At 65.0% G+C, this 14,641-nt stretch carries 17 protein-coding genes; all 17 read right to left on the bottom strand.

Annotated elements, in window-relative coordinates; translation table 11 throughout:
- Positions 1-2: 2 nt before the first annotated feature.
- The 17 genes from Q8S60_RS14165 to Q8S60_RS14085 all read right to left on the bottom strand — a co-directional run bounded on the left by Q8S60_RS14165 (position 3) and on the right by Q8S60_RS14085 (position 14,459).
- Positions 3-914 carry a hypothetical protein gene (locus Q8S60_RS14165; RefSeq protein ID WP_305668670.1) on the bottom strand — a complete coding sequence of 304 codons (912 nt, stop codon included), beginning with the start codon at positions 912-914 and terminating at the stop codon, positions 3-5.
- The gene (locus Q8S60_RS14160) at positions 911-1,495 is read right to left on the bottom strand and encodes a YmfQ family protein (RefSeq protein WP_305668669.1); all 585 of its coding nucleotides are present in this window, start codon (positions 1,493-1,495) and stop codon (positions 911-913) included. Before Q8S60_RS14160 ends, Q8S60_RS14165 begins: the two co-directional genes overlap by 4 nt.
- Entirely contained in the window at positions 1,492-2,553 is a 1,062-nt protein-coding gene (locus Q8S60_RS14155) for a baseplate J/gp47 family protein (protein ID WP_305668668.1), read from the bottom strand. Before Q8S60_RS14155 ends, Q8S60_RS14160 begins: the two co-directional genes overlap by 4 nt.
- The gene (locus tag Q8S60_RS14150; RefSeq protein ID WP_305668667.1) at positions 2,553-2,993 is read right to left on the bottom strand and encodes a phage GP46 family protein; all 441 of its coding nucleotides are present in this window, start codon (positions 2,991-2,993) and stop codon (positions 2,553-2,555) included. Before Q8S60_RS14150 ends, Q8S60_RS14155 begins: the two co-directional genes overlap by 1 nt.
- Positions 2,990-3,541: a phage baseplate assembly protein V gene (locus Q8S60_RS14145; protein WP_305668666.1), complete on the bottom strand. Its 552-nt coding sequence runs from the start codon at positions 3,539-3,541 to the stop codon at positions 2,990-2,992. Before Q8S60_RS14145 ends, Q8S60_RS14150 begins: the two co-directional genes overlap by 4 nt.
- A gap of 2 nt (positions 3,542-3,543) precedes the next feature.
- Positions 3,544-4,638, bottom strand: coding sequence for a phage baseplate assembly protein (locus Q8S60_RS14140; RefSeq protein ID WP_305668665.1), 1,095 nt, complete (start codon positions 4,636-4,638; stop codon positions 3,544-3,546).
- Positions 4,631-5,833 (bottom strand): DNA circularization N-terminal domain-containing protein, encoded by a 1,203-nt coding sequence (locus Q8S60_RS14135; protein WP_305668664.1) that lies wholly within the window; start codon positions 5,831-5,833, stop codon positions 4,631-4,633. Before Q8S60_RS14135 ends, Q8S60_RS14140 begins: the two co-directional genes overlap by 8 nt.
- Entirely contained in the window at positions 5,830-7,512 is a 1,683-nt protein-coding gene (locus Q8S60_RS14130) for a hypothetical protein (RefSeq protein ID WP_305668663.1), read from the bottom strand. Before Q8S60_RS14130 ends, Q8S60_RS14135 begins: the two co-directional genes overlap by 4 nt.
- 52 nt (positions 7,513-7,564) lie before the next feature.
- Positions 7,565-7,924 (bottom strand): phage tail assembly protein, encoded by a 360-nt coding sequence (locus tag Q8S60_RS14125; protein WP_305668662.1) that lies wholly within the window; start codon positions 7,922-7,924, stop codon positions 7,565-7,567.
- A complete protein-coding gene (locus Q8S60_RS14120) occupies positions 7,924-8,283 on the bottom strand; it encodes a phage tail tube protein (protein WP_305668661.1) in 360 nt (119 codons plus the stop codon). Before Q8S60_RS14120 ends, Q8S60_RS14125 begins: the two co-directional genes overlap by 1 nt.
- Before the next feature lie 8 nt (positions 8,284-8,291).
- Positions 8,292-9,761: a phage tail sheath subtilisin-like domain-containing protein gene (locus tag Q8S60_RS14115; RefSeq protein ID WP_305668660.1), complete on the bottom strand. Its 1,470-nt coding sequence runs from the start codon at positions 9,759-9,761 to the stop codon at positions 8,292-8,294.
- The gene (locus Q8S60_RS14110) at positions 9,762-9,962 is read right to left on the bottom strand and encodes a DUF2635 domain-containing protein (RefSeq protein WP_305668659.1); all 201 of its coding nucleotides are present in this window, start codon (positions 9,960-9,962) and stop codon (positions 9,762-9,764) included.
- A complete protein-coding gene (locus Q8S60_RS14105) occupies positions 9,962-10,588 on the bottom strand; it encodes a hypothetical protein (RefSeq protein ID WP_305668658.1) in 627 nt (208 codons plus the stop codon). The genes Q8S60_RS14110 and Q8S60_RS14105 overlap by 1 nt, the downstream gene beginning before the upstream one ends.
- Positions 10,585-11,091: a hypothetical protein gene (locus Q8S60_RS14100; RefSeq protein ID WP_305668657.1), complete on the bottom strand. Its 507-nt coding sequence runs from the start codon at positions 11,089-11,091 to the stop codon at positions 10,585-10,587. The genes Q8S60_RS14105 and Q8S60_RS14100 overlap by 4 nt, the downstream gene beginning before the upstream one ends.
- Entirely contained in the window at positions 11,088-11,747 is a 660-nt protein-coding gene (locus tag Q8S60_RS14095) for a hypothetical protein (RefSeq protein ID WP_305668656.1), read from the bottom strand. Before Q8S60_RS14095 ends, Q8S60_RS14100 begins: the two co-directional genes overlap by 4 nt.
- A 76-nt stretch (positions 11,748-11,823) precedes the next feature.
- Complete coding sequence (locus Q8S60_RS14090; RefSeq protein ID WP_305668655.1) at positions 11,824-14,112, bottom strand: hypothetical protein; 2,289 nt, start codon at positions 14,110-14,112, stop codon at positions 11,824-11,826.
- Positions 14,109-14,459, bottom strand: a complete 351-nt coding sequence (locus Q8S60_RS14085; RefSeq protein ID WP_305668654.1) for a hypothetical protein — start codon at positions 14,457-14,459, stop codon at positions 14,109-14,111. Before Q8S60_RS14085 ends, Q8S60_RS14090 begins: the two co-directional genes overlap by 4 nt.
- Between the last annotated feature and the right edge of the window lie 182 nt (positions 14,460-14,641).

The raw sequence follows: 14,641 nt of genomic DNA, 5'->3' as shown, positions 1-14,641 counted from the left end.
GACTATACCTTCCACGCGCGAATGAAATAGCGCCATCGCGCGGCATTCGCTGAGTTGTCGACGATGGCGCCGTCGCTCAGTCTGTGAATGTGCAGCCCGGAGCCGATGATGTAGCCGAGATAGGTTTCGTCGATGGCGTATGCCGTTATGTTGTAGGAGGTCGTGCCACCGGTCGAAATCATGACAGGAACTTCGTCGCCGACCTGATATCCCAAGTCGGCGGTCTTGCAACGGAGGAAGGATCGAACCGTCATCGGCCTTGAGCCCAACCCATGCGCGAGCGCGCGGAACGAGGCGCCCGGCGCGAAGGCAATCTCCGCGCTCTCAAAGGGCGGCGAATAGACGGCCGCAAGCGCGGCGGCCACGAAGGCGGTTGTCGCAAGCCGCGTGGAATCATCGCCCAATGCCTGCGTCGGCGCTGTCGGGTCGCCGGTCAAAGCCGGAGAAGCGAGGGGCGCTTTCAGCGCAAGAGAGGCGGTGAGCGTCGCGGCAAAGTTCGGGTCGTTCGCGAGCGCGATGGCGAATTCTTCGAGAGTGTCGAGCACACCCGGCGCGGCGCCGACGAGATCATTGAGCGCGGCTTTGACGGCGGCCATCGTCGCGATCTGGTTTGTGTCGGTTCCCGGCGCCGCCGTCGGCGCGGTCGGGATGCCGGTAAGCGGCGCGTCATGCAAGGGAGCAAGCGTCGCGAACTTCGCCGCGAAGAGTGTCGCGAGCTGGTTTACGGCTTCGCCGTCAAGCTCCGCGCCGAAGAGTTGTTCCACAAGATTGGCGGCTTCTTCCTGTATGGCGTTGAACCATTCGGCAGAGAGCTTGGTAGGCGACTCGCCCCCGAGAACGTTGCCGGGCTTGAAGCCGTGCTTCCCCGGTCCAAACAGGTCGACGGCTTTTGTTGCCGTGTTGATACGCTTCATTCCGCGTCTCCGTAGCCGAATTGAATGATGGAATGCGAATGCGTGCGACGGCGGAGCGCGCATTCCAGCACTTCATTGCCCCATGACCTGAGCGGGTCTTCACACGACATATCGACGGTTGCTTCCCTGACGGTGACTTCGGGGGCATTCACGCGGAAAGCGTGGGCCCAATCCTCGGTATAGAGAATATCCTCGCAGTCGCTTTCGCAGCTAAACGGAAGGAATTCCGTAATCGTCACCTCATAGCCAAGAGCGGCGGCGAGGCCGACAAAGAAGGGGATGGACTGTCCGCCTTTTGTCGTGACCTTCTGGACGACACGCTCTCGTCTCGCCTCGAACGGTTGATCCTCTCCAGCACAGGCGTCCGGAAGGCCATAGGCACCTTCCCATTCCGGCAGTGCAATGTCGGTCGTGTTCGGGTCCAGCTCGTCTTCGAGCAGCGAGAGGAGGGCGTCCACGCGCGCAAGCTCCTGCGCTGGCGCTTCGGCAAGTGCCCGCAACATGCTTCCCTCCTCGCGCGGCCATGCGGTGCCTGTCGGAAGCAGGGAGAGAAGGAGTTCCTTGTAAGCGTCCGCATTCATGGCGCCGCCCAGGTGATTGCGCCAAGACGAGCGATGTGACCGGCCGCAGTCGTGATTTCCTCGGGCACGCCGACGAACTTGTGCGAATACTGGCCCGTCGCCGAAGAGATGGCATCGGAGAGCCGCGAGCGTGGAAGCGTCCCGCCCGGTTCGGCCTCGCGGATGAAGAAGTCGGCGGCTTCGGCTTCGACGGCGGCGCGCACGGCCGCCGTGTCCGGCGATATCTCGATTGTGAGGTCGATTGCAGTGACGGCGGGCGCGAAGAGGTGAAGGGTTGCCGTCACCGGCCGCTTCACATGCAGATTGGCCGCTACCGCTTCGAGCGTCGGAGCGTCTGGCATGGAACCGTCCGGCATGATGAACGTGACGCCGACGGTGCCCGGCCCCATATGAAGCGGGTAGGGCCAGACGCGTGTCGCGCCGACGACTTCCTGCACCCAGCCGCGCCAATCCGCATTGTTGCCGCCGTCTGCTTCTTCCTGCAATCGCTCGATGATGCGCGCGCGGAGAGATTCGTCGCGTTCGATATCCGCACCGCCGCCTATGCCAGGCGCGGCGACCGTGGCTTGCGACTGGACGCCGGCGACCGGTGAGATGAAAGTGAGTTTGGTTCCAGCCGCCGTATTGCCCGCCGCGCCGGCGACGAGGGCGGTGATCTCCACCGTCGCGGCGCCGGCCCCGTCCATCGTCGCGTCGTCGAGTGTCGCATAGCGCTCGTCGTCGCTGCGGCGAAGCTCGGTCCATGCGGGAACCGTCGTTGCAGGCTCGCCCGTGAGCGTGGCGGAGCCGGATGCGGCGATGGCAGCTCCTCGTGTCACGATAGGGCGGCAGAGAGCGCCATGCCGCTCCAGATATTCGTCCTCTGCCGTGTCGGGAAAGCGTTGCCGGAAGACATATTCGATCCGGCCTTGCAGCTCGTGCGATACCAGGGCAACCGCGCGGATGAGAGCGCCTTCGACGCTTCGCGTGGAACGCGGATCGCTGCCGCTGATAACGGTCTCCATCTCGGTGGCCATGCGATCGCGAATTTGCGGCGGTGTGGAGCGCGGCAAAGGCATCAGGCACCTGCCGAAACGATGTGAGAATAGGTTTCGGTTTGCGAGCCGGGCATGACGATTGCAATCGAAAGGGCGAGAAGACCTCGCCCGATCCATTGCGCGGAGACCTCGATCGTGCGGGCAAGACCGCGCTTTACGATCCATGCGAGAGCTTCGCGCGCATAGTCGATCGCACGGCGGCGGGTCTCTTCGGTCTGCTTGGCGCGGCGGAGAAGCCAGAGGCGCGAACCGATGCGGTCGCCATCCTCCGAGAGCGTGTCGCCAACCCAGCCGCGCCGGTCGCTTTCGCCGGAAGGAAGAATATCGTCCGGCCGGGCGCGTGCATCGGTGAAGAGCGAAACGATGATGGCGGTCGCAAGCGTGTCGTCGCGCGCGAGCCCGCTCCCCGTGTTCACGAGGTCGGCCGCCTGAAATCTCTCGTTCCATTCGAGTGCGATCATGTGCCAGACATCTTCTGGTTCGGGTCGTCGGTGCTGCCGATATTGTTCTCCGGGTGCGTGTGGCCGTTGTAGACGGAACGCATTCCGCTCATGGATTGGCCGGTGCCCGTATCGCAGAGGTCGCGGATTTCGCCGGTTACTTCGAGAAGCGGCGTTTCCATCCGCACCTTCCCGGCATTCGTTATCGTCACCGGCTTGCCGGCGCCGCGAATGAAGATGCCGTCGCGCGTCAGATGCACCTCCTGGCCGAGATCGTCATAGATGATCACCTCGCCTTGCTGGAGCCCCTTCCTTCGGCGCGCCGCATCGTCAAGCGCGACGATGACCGGATGCGAGCGGTTACCGGAAAGGAAGGCGACCAGAGCCGTCGCCCCGGCGAAGGGATGCGAGCTGAAGCCGTATTCCTGCAACCTTACTGCGTCGTCGCGGACCTCGCCCTTCAGGACTTCGATCTGCACCCGCTGGAAGCCGCCCGTATCGTCGAAGAGGCGGGCTCGCGCCTTGGCGAGCATCAGCATCACGCGGTCGCGGAGAGTGCGCTCTGTCATGCTCAGTTCCAGACCGAGTTTTCGTCGTAGACGACACCGCCGGCGCTGCCTTCGCCGCCGCTCTTGTCTTCGGCCTCCGGCAGGAGGTCATAGGCTTCGCGCGGCGCAACCTCCAGTTCGGTTTCCCGGCCGGCGCTTTCCGTGAGCCGGTGTGTCACGGCGCCAATCAAAAGCTCGCGGTCGATGTTCATGTAGTCATCGCGGACATGAACGGTCGTATTGGGCATCCAGAATGCTCCGCCGTCGTCGCGCCAGCCCTGCATGACGTAAGTGACGCTCGCGCCGCGCCCCCGAGCAACGGCCTTGTGCCATGCCGCGCGTTGCCCGAGCGTCTGACCGGGGCCGGGTTCCTCGCCGACAATCACCGTCGGCCGGTATCGCGTGATCGCCTCGTCTTGCGCGCGGCCCTCCGGGTGCAGCTCACTCTCGCTATCGAGGCCGTCTGCGCTCTCCTGTTGGCTGCGCACAACGACAAGACTGAAGCGCTCGGCCTGGCTGAAGCGCCCGGTAGCGGATTTGGCGTTCTCGCCCAGGCGGATCGAACCGGAGGCCGATCCGGAGAGCCCGGCCCGCGTGATTACAAGTTCACGGCGGCCGTCGCCGAAGGCGAGCACCGCGCGTTGCCGCGCCGCGCGCTCGATCGCCGCCCAGGCGGTTTCACCGGGCTGGATGGCGAAGCGGGCGAAGGGCGCGCCCGTGTCGCATTCGGCGCGCACGGTCAGGCCGTAGGGCTGGCAGAGCTTTTGTGCCAGGGCGGTGAGGGTGAGGTTGCGGAATTCGTGAGGCCCGTCGACGGCCGCCGCGCAATCGACGATGTCCGCCATCGCACAGCGCGTCTCGATGTTCACGTTGTGATTGTCCGGGTCGTAATCGACCGTGAGCCCGTCGACGTAGCCGGCTGCCTTTTCCACGCCGCCCAGGGAAAGCGAATAGGCCGAACCCTGCCGGATCGGCCGGCGCGCCTCGATGCCCGCCCATTTTTCGGTGACTGTCAGCGACATCAAGGCCGCGCAATCGTCGATCCGCCGCGTGAAGGAGAACTCCTGCCAGCCGCCGTAAATCGCGCCGTCGACCGCCAGTTCCACCGCGTCACTCATCGACAAGCACCTCCAGCGACCGGCCGCCCGGCACAAAGCCCGGATGCCGGATGCGGTTCCGCGTCACGATTTCGCCGGCGCGGTCGAAGAGCGTCGCCAGATTGTCGCCGTCCAGGCGGTAGGCGATGAGGAGGGAGCTTTCCGTTTGCGCGGGCACCGTCGCGCGCAGCCGTGGCAGAGGCAGAGCGCGAACCGCCACATCCCGCGTCACGGCCGCCCGGAGATCGGCCATGCGCTTCCATGTCGTTTCCGTGCCGGCGCTTTCCGAGATTGCCGCGAGCAAGTCGCCAGCATCGTTTCGCCACGCCTCGGCCTCCTCGCGGCTTTCCCAGCCCGTCGTCGTCCCGGCCGTGACCGCCTCGATCGCCGCCGCCGCACGCACCAACTGGACGAGTGCGGCGTCATTCTCGGCCGCGCGAATGCGGGCGGGTGTCGTGACGGGTGCGGACGGTAGGGTGAGCGCGCCATCCGCCGCGATCGAGAGCAACAGTCCCGCACCGCTCGCGGCGCCAGCGCCGGCCTGAACGAGGCCGTAAAGCTCGCTTGCGAGGCTCGCGGGAGCAGCAAGAAGCGCTTCCGGCGCGTCCGCCAGGCGCACGGCCGCAGGCGAGGCGTTGGTTACGATCGACGTGGCCGCCCAGCCCCGGAACTGACCTAGGATCGAGGATGTGAGCGACGTGAGCGAGGCGCGCGCCGCGTCCAGGACAAGCGCATGCTGACCGGCCACGGCGAAGGCATTGTTGAATTCCTCGATCGCGGCCGTCTTCGCGAGTGCCGCCGCCGAGCTGACACGCGCTACGGTATCGACACGCGTCGTTGGCGATGCTTCGCCGCCAGCGCGCTGGAACGGGATCGAATAACGCAACACGCGGCCTTCGCGGGTCGAGAGGCTGGAGCGCACGGGCCCCATAACAACGGCGTCCAGCTCGCCATAGAGCGGATGGACGAGGCGGCCGGTCGCCTGTTCGGTGAGCGCGCCGTCGAAGACGCGCGATTGGGCTTCGAGATCGTCGCCATAGAGCAAGGCTTCGATGGTGAAGCTTTCGGGGAGTGTGCCAAGGAATTCATGGACGGGCGACGTTCGCAGCGTCATCCCATGCGAGACGGTACGCGGGCCGAATTCCTTGGAGGCGATATCCACGAAGAAGGCGACACCGCGAAAGCTTGCCGGGCGAAGGCTGTCCAGGAAGCTCATGGCGCCATCGCCTTTCCGGTGTCCGGCACGAGCGGAGCGCGGGGATTTTTGGACTTCACCTGCTTGACCCGAACGCGCTCATCGTCGACGCCGATCCGAACCTCACCGCCGACTTCGTTTCGCGCCGCGACGGGCACAGCCGCTGCGCCCGTCGGCGCGCCGGGCGGCACATCGTCATTGCCGCCGAAGCCGATGAACTTTCCCGCCTTGGAGGCGAAGCCGCTGACACCCTCCACGATCGCAAGCACGGGCCGGAAAAGAACGGAGAACCAGTCGACCCAGCCGGAAAGGAAGGACTTCAGCCCCTCGAAGGCGCGCGTAAAATCCAGCGTGAAGAGGCCCGCGACGATCTCCACGAAGCCGGTGAAGATTTTCGTGAGCGCGGAAAGCGCGTCCGCGAAGAAGGGAACGATATCGCCCCAGTTCCGATAGATGAGATAGGCCGCGCCCGCGAGTGCTGCGACCGCGACGATGACGAGGCCGATGGGATTGGCAACGAGAATTGCGTTGAAGACGCCCATGATGCCAGCGCCGGCCTTGATGGCGAGGAAGAGGTGGCCGAGCATCGAAATCAGGCCGCCGATCGCGAGGCGGCCGAGCGCGAAGGTGGTGAGCGCGATCGCCTTCGCGAGCCCGCCGAAGGTGAGGATGAGTTTGGCGACGGAGAAGATCAGCTTGCCGCCGATCAACACACCCATGATGAGGAGCGCGGCATTTGCCGGGCCCATGAGGGCGACAAGCCAGCGCAATGCCGCGAGGAACGGCGAGAAGGCTGCGCGGATGCCTTTCAAGACCTCAAGCAGCGTCTTGAAATATCCCGGCAATCGCTGAACGAAATCCGCGATGTTGGTGTCGATGAACTCCCGGTTGGCGACGATCCAGTCGCCCATGCTCGCGATAAGCGGATTGAGGATCGGCAGGAGATAGGTCGCGAGGATGCTGCCGAGCCCCTTTACCAGGGCGAACAGGCGGGCGAGGCCCTTGCCGAAGGCTTCACTCTCCGCGAGGGCTTCATCGCCCATGACATAACCGACACGCTCGGCTTCGTCGCCCAGCTCGCGAAGCGCGCCCGAGCCCTTGTTGAGGATCGGGATGAGCTGCAAGGCCGCGCCGGCGAAGAGACGATCGGCGGCTTCGGCCTTGCGCGCATCGTCGGGCATCGCGGCGAAGCGGTCGGAGATTTCGGCGAGAAGAACCGAAGTCGATTTCACCTTGCCGTTGTTGTCGAGAAGCTCGATGCCAAGGCGTTTGAAAGCGCCTTGCGCATCCTCGCTGCCACGGATCGCTTCGACCGTGCGCTTGTTGAGATCGAAGAGGCCCTGTTTGAGTTGTTCCGCTTCCGCGCCATAGGCTTCCGCCGCATAGGCTGTACGCTGCCAGTCGCGAGCGCTCATGCCGACGATCTGGGCCGATTTCGCCGCCGCGTCGCCAGCGCTCGCCGCGCTCTTTGTCAGAGCGAACAGCGCGCCGCCGACAATGCCGACGCCGGCGACGATCCTCCTGGCCATCGTCGAAACGTCGCGGCCGACAGCCTGAAAGGATTTGCCGACATTCGCGGCCGAGGAGGCGATGCGCGAGAAACCGAGATCGGCATTCAATCGGCGCGCCGAAGCCGCGATCCGCCTTGCAGGGGCGGACACGCGGTCGACAAGCTCCAGAATGACGCCGAGATTGATCACGTGCCGGCTCCGATCCGCTTTTGCCAGGCGCGCGCCTGGCTAACCCAGAACCTCAGCTCGGCTGGGCCCCATCGCTCCCATCCGGCCGGGAACCCGAAAGTCCCTGCAACAAGGCCGATGGCTTCCCTCCAGTCCGGAGGGAAGCGGGCAAAAAACCTTCGAGTTTCCCCATAGCCGCAACGAGGTCTTCGAGATCGAGACGGTCAACGTCCTTGTGCCCCATGTTGACCGAGCGGGCGAGAAGCGCGCGGACAAGCGAACCTTGTCCGGCCTCGCCGCCGGCGTCGAGCGCGGCGAAGAGATCGCCCGCGACGAGCGGGCGGAAGGTGAGCGTGTCGATGCGCTCGACAACTTCGCCGGTATCCTTCGTCTTCCGTTCGAGAGGCTTTGTCAGCGTGAGCGTGTTGTCCATCAGAGAAGTTCCTCCGCCGGATCGCCATTGATGACGAGGGTGACTTCACCGCCCGCACCGTCCTTCAGCGTCGTCGTATCGGTACGGAAGGCGTTGCGGATGACGTAGGATTGGCCGGTATCGCATTCAAACATGACCGTCGCGTCCTTGAGGTTGCGCAGGTCTTCGAGCGACATGCCCGCCTCAAGCGAGGTTGTGCAGTTAATGACGGAGGGAACGAGTTCCTCCGCCCGGCCGATCTTCGAGCCGGTGACGACGGTGTTGTTCTTGACCCCGCCGAGATCGAGCGACGCGCCGGGTGCCGTCTCGATGGTCTTTCCGTTGGCCGAGATTTTCGCCCGGCCGAGAAACTGCGTCATGTCGCCTCCTAGAGGATGAACTGGATCGCCGCCGCCGTGACGCGGAGCTGGTTGATGAGATGCGCGGGGATCAGCACGTTGAAGCGGTTCGGATCGGTCGATGAGATTTCGACGCGGGCATCGCGCTTGAACTGCTCGATATCCTGAATGAGGCCGAGTTCGTGCCAATCGCCGGCGAGCGCGACCAATTCGCCGCGCGCTCTCTTGGGCGTCACGACATTCGGACCCTTCGATCCATCTTGTCCGATTTTCTTGCGGCGGAACCGCGCGCTCCAGCGGGCGCGGAGCGTGTAGCGCAGATAGGAAAGGTTGCGCAGCGTTTCGCTGTCGAGATAGGAGCGGTCGGAGAGACCGTTCCCGTCGAGGCGATAGCCGGTGATTGCGCGCTCGATGACGACATTGCCGGAGGCGTCGACCGTGAATGTGGCAATGCCGTTGTGCAACAGAATGTCGCGTTCCTCGCGCGTGAAGATGTCTGGCTTCGCGGGCGGCTTGAGGCCGGTCAGGATGATGTCGCTGACCGGCTGTGCCGGGTCGATACCCGCCGCAAAGGCCGCCGCGCCCGCATAGGCCGCCGCCCATTCACAGGGCGTGTCGGGCGCCTTGTGTGCGCCCATCGTCGTCACCCAGGGTGAGTTCCGCGTCAGGCCATGAGCGGCGAGCGTGCCCTGTGAGCCGCGCTTGCAGGCATAGGCGATGCTGTCGATCATCTTCATTGGCCCGGAGCGCACACGCAGCTCGGTTTCGAGCGCCGCGAGGTTCGCGGCGTCCGTCCAGGGCATGACGTAGGTCGTGTACCATTCGTCGCCAATCGCGGCGAAGACATCCGTCACGTCCGGGTTGCCAGCGCCACCCGCCATCGCGGCAAAGACGATCCCGACGCCCGCCGGCAGCTTCTCGTCCGCGTAGTAGTTCGCGCGGAGGTCGATGTCGTTCCCGCACTCGCCCTTGTTCCGCGCGGTGACGACGACAAGCGTGGTATCTGCACCATCGACGGCGGCCGTCACCGGGAGATCGGCGTTCGCATTGATCGCCGCCACTACGGCCGTCGCGATCTCGGCCGCCGTGTCGGTCGCCGCAACGCCCACCTGGATACGCTCGCCCGCCACATAAAGCGAGATGACGCCGGCCGCCGTTGCCGGGCCGGAGAATTTGAGCGATCCGGCCGCCGCTGTGCTCGCATCGGCGTCGTCGATGAATGCCGCCCACGTCTCCGTCGTGCTGTTCACGCGCTTCAGCGCGCGGATCATCCGGTGCGCCGTGCTGCCCTGTCCGCCGAGCGCGGCGGCCTGCCGATGATCGAAGACGAGGATGGGCCGGTCGGTTTCCGCCGTGCCGGCAGCGAGCTTCTGACCGATGATGAGAATCCGGTGCGGCATGAGCGCGAGGCCCTGATTGGCCTGCGAGTTGTCGAATTCTACAAAGGTGCCCGGCGTCAGGAGATCGACCGGAATGTTCTCGAAGAGGATTTCGCCCATTTACTCGGTTCCTTCCTTGCGCGCCCGGCTCTGCGCTTTCGGCGCGGCGACGATCTCGATGTCGCCGTCGCGCTTGCGGCGTTCCCAGTACGATGTGAAAATCACGGGCTTCCCGGTAGGCGGAAGCTCTTCCTTCGTGCCCGGCATGTTGACGACACGGCCGGGCATCGGCTTGACCCAGACCTTCGCGGTCTCGCTCATCAGCTTTCCTCTTCCTGGTTGAGGTTGGTTAGACGATCGGTAGCCGCTGCGTCTTCATCGTCCGGCAGCGCCGGGCCGGTGAGATCGCGCGGCGGCAATTCCCAATTCGCATGGATGGTGACGAGATCGGCGAGGGCGCTTTCGTCGTATTCGCGCTCGTTGTGTTCGGTCGTCAGGCCGAGCTGCACGCCGTGGCAGAGCACGTTCGCCAGCATGTAGGGGCGGCTTTCGAGAAGCTGGAGCCCGCGCTCCGCGCCCGCCTGGGCGGGCTCGGGGTTCAAGAGGCCGCCCAGCGTGAGATCCAATGCGAAGGCGGCCGTCGCCGCGTCCACGAGCGCATCCATGACGATTTCGCTCTCTGCTTCGTCCACGACAGCGAGAAATCCGGCGATGCGCCATTCCGTCGTGACGAGCACGGTCGAGTTGAGATGCGGGCGACGGCGAAAGCCGATGCGGCGAACATACCAGCCGCGAATATGCGTCGTACCCCCGCTTTCCCAGGCATAGAAGGTGCGGAACGGTCCTTCGTTCATCGCATAGCGCTCGAAGCGGTGAACGCGGCCGATCGCGGGCACGGTTTCGAGGCGAGCCGCGATTGCCTCTCTGATTTGCGCGGAGCCGGTCATCGCGCAGCCTCTTCAAGCCGTGCCAGGGCGCGTTGTGCCGCAGCCTCGTAAAACGCGGCAACCTGACCTTCCGCCGCCTTCACGCCGTCGCGAAACATATGCGCGCCTTCGGTGCCGCGTGCGGCGATCTTGAAGCGGATGGCGCTGGCGACCTCTTCCGCTTCCTCGCCCCGTTTGCCGAGCTTGCGCGTCACCCAGTCGATCAGGGGCTCGATCGGCGCCCAATGCGGCTTTGAGCCATGCTCGACCGGCGCCGCATAGGCAAGGCTCGTCGCTACCTGGCCGCGCACCGCGTGAGCCGAGACGACGACCGGCATGGCGCCGATGCTTTCGCGCAAGGTGGCCGCGCCGCTTGTGGGCGTCCGCTCCTTCACTTCGCGCTCGATGAGCATCGTGCTCTCGACAGTTGCGGCGAAGGCCTCCTCAAGGAAGAACTCCGGGCACTTCTCAAGCGCCGCCTCGATCGTCGCGCCGCGAGGTGAGATGCGAAGATCGTCCGTCACAGCCGCGGCCTCCGTTGCGTCACGCGCCGGCCGCCGTCGGATGCGGGCGTCGGTTGCGAGACCGTGACGCTGGCAGGGCGCGTGCGCTTCGGGTCGAGACCGAGAATTTCGAAATAGCGGGCGCGAAGCCGTTCGGCGCGGCGGGCGTAATTGTCGGGCTTCGTTCCGTGCGCGACCGCATCGGCCGCGATGAGCGGGTTGCCGTCGCCGGAGGTGTCGGCGGCCATTTGATCGAAAAGGAGGGCGGCGGCATAGCTTGCCACCGCTTCGCGATCGGCGTCGGGCACCGTATCGGTTTCGTCGGTGAGAAGATGGGGGCCGAGAATGGTGAGGCGGATGGTGGTGCCGGCGGGAAGGCCGCCTGGGAATATCAGCTCCGCGCCGGCGGGCGCGTCATAGCGCTGCCAGCTCTGTCGGGGCAGAAGGGAGGGGGGAATGCTGCCGATCGGATGCTCGATCGCCGAGACGTTGCCGTCGGCGGGCCAGTCGAGCCGCGAGGCGGCGGAAAGCGTTTCGTCGCGCACGATCCTGCGCGGGCGGTCCTTGCCATATTGAGCGAGAGCGAGATCGAGCGCGCGGCCGAGCTGCGCATCGCTCACGCGGGCGCGTTCGTCGCGCAGGAGGTCGGTGCTAATCGTCAGGAAATCGGCTCTCATTGCGCCTGGACCGTTTTGAGGGATAAGCACCGGGCGGTGGGCCGCCCGGCGCTCTTCGCGTGCGGGGCGAGGCTCGTCAGTCGGCGACGACGGACTTGTAGGCGCCGCGCCAGTCGACAACGTTGCCGCCATAGATGTGACGGAGTTTGTAGGTCACCTTGTCGGCACTGAAGAGAGAGCCGACGGTCGGGCTGTCCTGGACGAAGAGTTCGGGCTCTTCGTTCCCGTCAAGGAAGCCGAGTTCGATGAACGGGATGTCGGCCACATCCGCCGTCGCCGCCCAATCGCTCGGGTCCGTCCAGTACCAGACCGGCATGATCTCCGGGACGAGCGACTGCACGAAGGTCTTGTCGTGGTTGGTCGAGCGCTGGAAGAGATTGTAAGCCGTCTCTTCGAGACCGGGCGGGAGCCAGAGATATTTCGGACCGACGCCGATCGGGTCGGTCGCGCCATACTCCACCTGCGACACCATCGCGAGACGCGCCGCCGCGTAGGATTGAGCGGTAAGTGCCGCCGAACCCAAGTTGGCATGATCCGCGTGGAAGAGAGCCTTGGTGTCGTAGATCGCCGGGTTCGCGCGGATGAAGTCGAGCACGAACTTGGCGAGCGTCCGCTTCGCCGCGCGGGCGAGTTTGCCGGGAATACGCTGGATCGCGCCGACATCGTCGTTCTTGATCATCTCCAGCGTGATCGTCTCAAGCCCGCCGCGCTTCGTGACGGAGTACTCGGCCTTCTCGTCCGTCGGCGAGGTGAGGGCAACATAGTCCGCACCCTGGGCCACGGCTGGCATGTCGCCATAGCCGCCGATGCGCGTGCGTTCCTGCTTGCGGAAGTCGTTCACGGGTACGGGCGTGCCGGTGAGGAGCTTCCAGAAGTCGTATTCGATGGCGCCGCGGTACTCGGCCACCATGCGGCGGTGAATACCGTCGCCCAGCACTTCGGAGAAGGATGAGCTGTCGAGAGCTTCCGCGAGCCGCACGGCGTCACGCGCGCGGCCCGTCACCTGACGGTCGCCCGTGATCTCGATGTAGCACTCCTTGAACGAGCGCGCATGGCGATGATGCTCATGCGACGGATCGAAGAAGGCGTCGATCATGTCCGCGATCTTGTCGGGGCGCGACTCGCTTTCGATGAAGCGTCCGCCGTCGCCGAGATCGAGTACATGGCCGCCACGAATGCCGCTGGACGAGAGATAGGCGGCCTCGTCCTTGATCGCCTGCGTCACCTGCGCATCGCTGAAGCTCTTCGCTTCGGAGAAGCGTTCGATGAGGCGCTGCTTCGCCGGGGCGGGGAGCTTCGAGGCATTGACTGCTTCACGCATGCGCGTGCGGCGTTCGACCGCCTCCACGAGTGCGGTGCTGTCGCCGGCGGGAGCAGCTTCTTCTTCCTTCTTCATCGCCGTGGCGAGAAGGGCTTTCAGTTCATCGTCGGTCAGGGCCGCGACATCCTTGCCTTCCAGCAGGTGCGGGGCGTTCGCCTGGATAAGCGCGATGATTTCGTCGCGATCCATTACCTTGGTTCCTTCTTCTCCCAGCGCTTCAAGGAACGAAATGACCTCACCGCCCGCGCCGGGCTCCACGATGAGATCAACCGAATTGATTTTGGTGAAGGCTTCCAGGACACGGACGCCGTTAGCCCCCTTGCGGGCCGAACCGTTCGCGTCGATGGAAAGACCGAAGAGTTTCGAGAGGCCCTTCTTGGTGGCCTCGCGAAGACGGACGGCCGAGGGATCGTCGTCGCCGACGATCAGCGTGAGCTTGGCGCGGATTTCGCCGCTGTCGGGAAGCTTGCCTTCGACGAAGACCGGCTCCGAAAGCGCGCCAAGAAGATTTCGGACATCCTTGCCGCCTTCGCGGAGATGTTCGAGATCGGACTTCACAAAGACGCGGACGCCCTCGAAAAGCGAAACGGCTTCGCGGAGAACCGCATCGGAGTAGAAGTTGCGGTTGCCGCTCATGCCCGCGCGAATGACGCGGACGAGATAGGTTCCCTCGCTGCCGTCGACGGCTTCGACGACGGTCGCCGCAAGCGTGGCGGCGGTGTCGGGAACGACGGGCGGCGGCGTCTCGCCGAGCGGGCGGAATTCGCGCGTCACCTCGACGGGATTGCCGAGCGCCACGTCCTGACCGGAAATCGTATAGCCATAGGACATGAGCTTGCCGTCGATATCGACGACGACGTTTTCTGGATAGAGGGCGACGACGTAGGGCCATGGATCGTCGTCACCCGTCAACTTCAGTACCTCGCGAATCTTGCCCTGCAAGAGATCGCGGACGGTCAGCATGTCGGGCTCGGTCGCCTCGCGAAGGCGGACGCCCGAGACGCCGCGCTTGCCGAGCAGCTTTTTCAGTTGCTCGCGCTTCATTCGTCACCGCCAGCGCGAAGCTTGCGGCCGTCCACCGTGACCACGGTGCCAGTCTTGGTGTTGACCGCCTGGATGTAGCCGGCCGGGACGCCGAGCTTCTTCGCCAAGGCAAGCTCATCCTTCGTGAAATCGCGGGAGGGCTTGCGTTCGGGAAGGTCGGCGAGGGCCTTCTCCTGGGACGCGGCCTGCGCCGCGCCGAGCTGCTTGCCGAGGGCAGCAACCTGTTCTTCGGCCGCCGCGAGCTTTTCGGCGACGGCCTTGTTCTCCGCTTCCAGCTCCGCGATGCGGGCCTTGTCGGCGGCAGTATCTTCGGCGGCGTCACCGCCGTTCGCAGTTTTCTGAGACACGCTCTTGCTCCGTCGTGATTGGTGCTGCACCATCGCGACGTGAGCGTGCCTTCTCTAGCCGGAAGCCCTTCCGGTCATGCACCCGTTGCAGTGCGGTGCGGCGTGTGGCCAGGCACAAAATTCCACCCAAATCCCTCTTCGGAGCCCGCCTGAGGGCGCCGCGACCGGGCGAACGCAAACAG

Origin of the sequence: Parvibaculum sp. (genome assembly GCF_030694575.1) — a bacterium.
GTDB lineage: Bacteria > Pseudomonadota > Alphaproteobacteria > Parvibaculales > Parvibaculaceae > Parvibaculum.
Note: the sequence above shows the minus strand (reverse complement) of the source record. Positions and strands in the feature narration are given on the sequence as shown.

Bases quoted from the DNA above. Each gene is read 5' to 3' on its own strand.
- Q8S60_RS14165 (WP_305668670.1), bottom strand. From the start codon at position 914: ATGAAGCGTATCAACACGGCAACAAAAGCCGTCGACCTGTTTGGACCG.
- Q8S60_RS14160 (WP_305668669.1), bottom strand. From the start codon at position 1,495: ATGAATGCGGACGCTTACAAGGAACTCCTTCTCTCCCTGCTTCCGACA.
- Q8S60_RS14155 (WP_305668668.1), bottom strand. From the start codon at position 2,553: ATGCCTTTGCCGCGCTCCACACCGCCGCAAATTCGCGATCGCATGGCC.
- Q8S60_RS14150 (WP_305668667.1), bottom strand. From the start codon at position 2,993: ATGATCGCACTCGAATGGAACGAGAGATTTCAGGCGGCCGACCTCGTG.
- Q8S60_RS14145 (WP_305668666.1), bottom strand. From the start codon at position 3,541: ATGACAGAGCGCACTCTCCGCGACCGCGTGATGCTGATGCTCGCCAAG.
- Q8S60_RS14140 (WP_305668665.1), bottom strand. From the start codon at position 4,638: ATGAGTGACGCGGTGGAACTGGCGGTCGACGGCGCGATTTACGGCGGC.
- Q8S60_RS14135 (WP_305668664.1), bottom strand. From the start codon at position 5,833: ATGAGCTTCCTGGACAGCCTTCGCCCGGCAAGCTTTCGCGGTGTCGCC.
- Q8S60_RS14125 (WP_305668662.1), bottom strand. From the start codon at position 7,924: ATGGACAACACGCTCACGCTGACAAAGCCTCTCGAACGGAAGACGAAG.
- Q8S60_RS14120 (WP_305668661.1), bottom strand. From the start codon at position 8,283: ATGACGCAGTTTCTCGGCCGGGCGAAAATCTCGGCCAACGGAAAGACC.
- Q8S60_RS14115 (WP_305668660.1), bottom strand. From the start codon at position 9,761: ATGGGCGAAATCCTCTTCGAGAACATTCCGGTCGATCTCCTGACGCCG.
- Q8S60_RS14110 (WP_305668659.1), bottom strand. From the start codon at position 9,962: ATGAGCGAGACCGCGAAGGTCTGGGTCAAGCCGATGCCCGGCCGTGTC.
- Q8S60_RS14105 (WP_305668658.1), bottom strand. From the start codon at position 10,588: ATGACCGGCTCCGCGCAAATCAGAGAGGCAATCGCGGCTCGCCTCGAA.
- Q8S60_RS14095 (WP_305668656.1), bottom strand. From the start codon at position 11,747: ATGAGAGCCGATTTCCTGACGATTAGCACCGACCTCCTGCGCGACGAA.
- Q8S60_RS14090 (WP_305668655.1), bottom strand. From the start codon at position 14,112: ATGAAGCGCGAGCAACTGAAAAAGCTGCTCGGCAAGCGCGGCGTCTCG.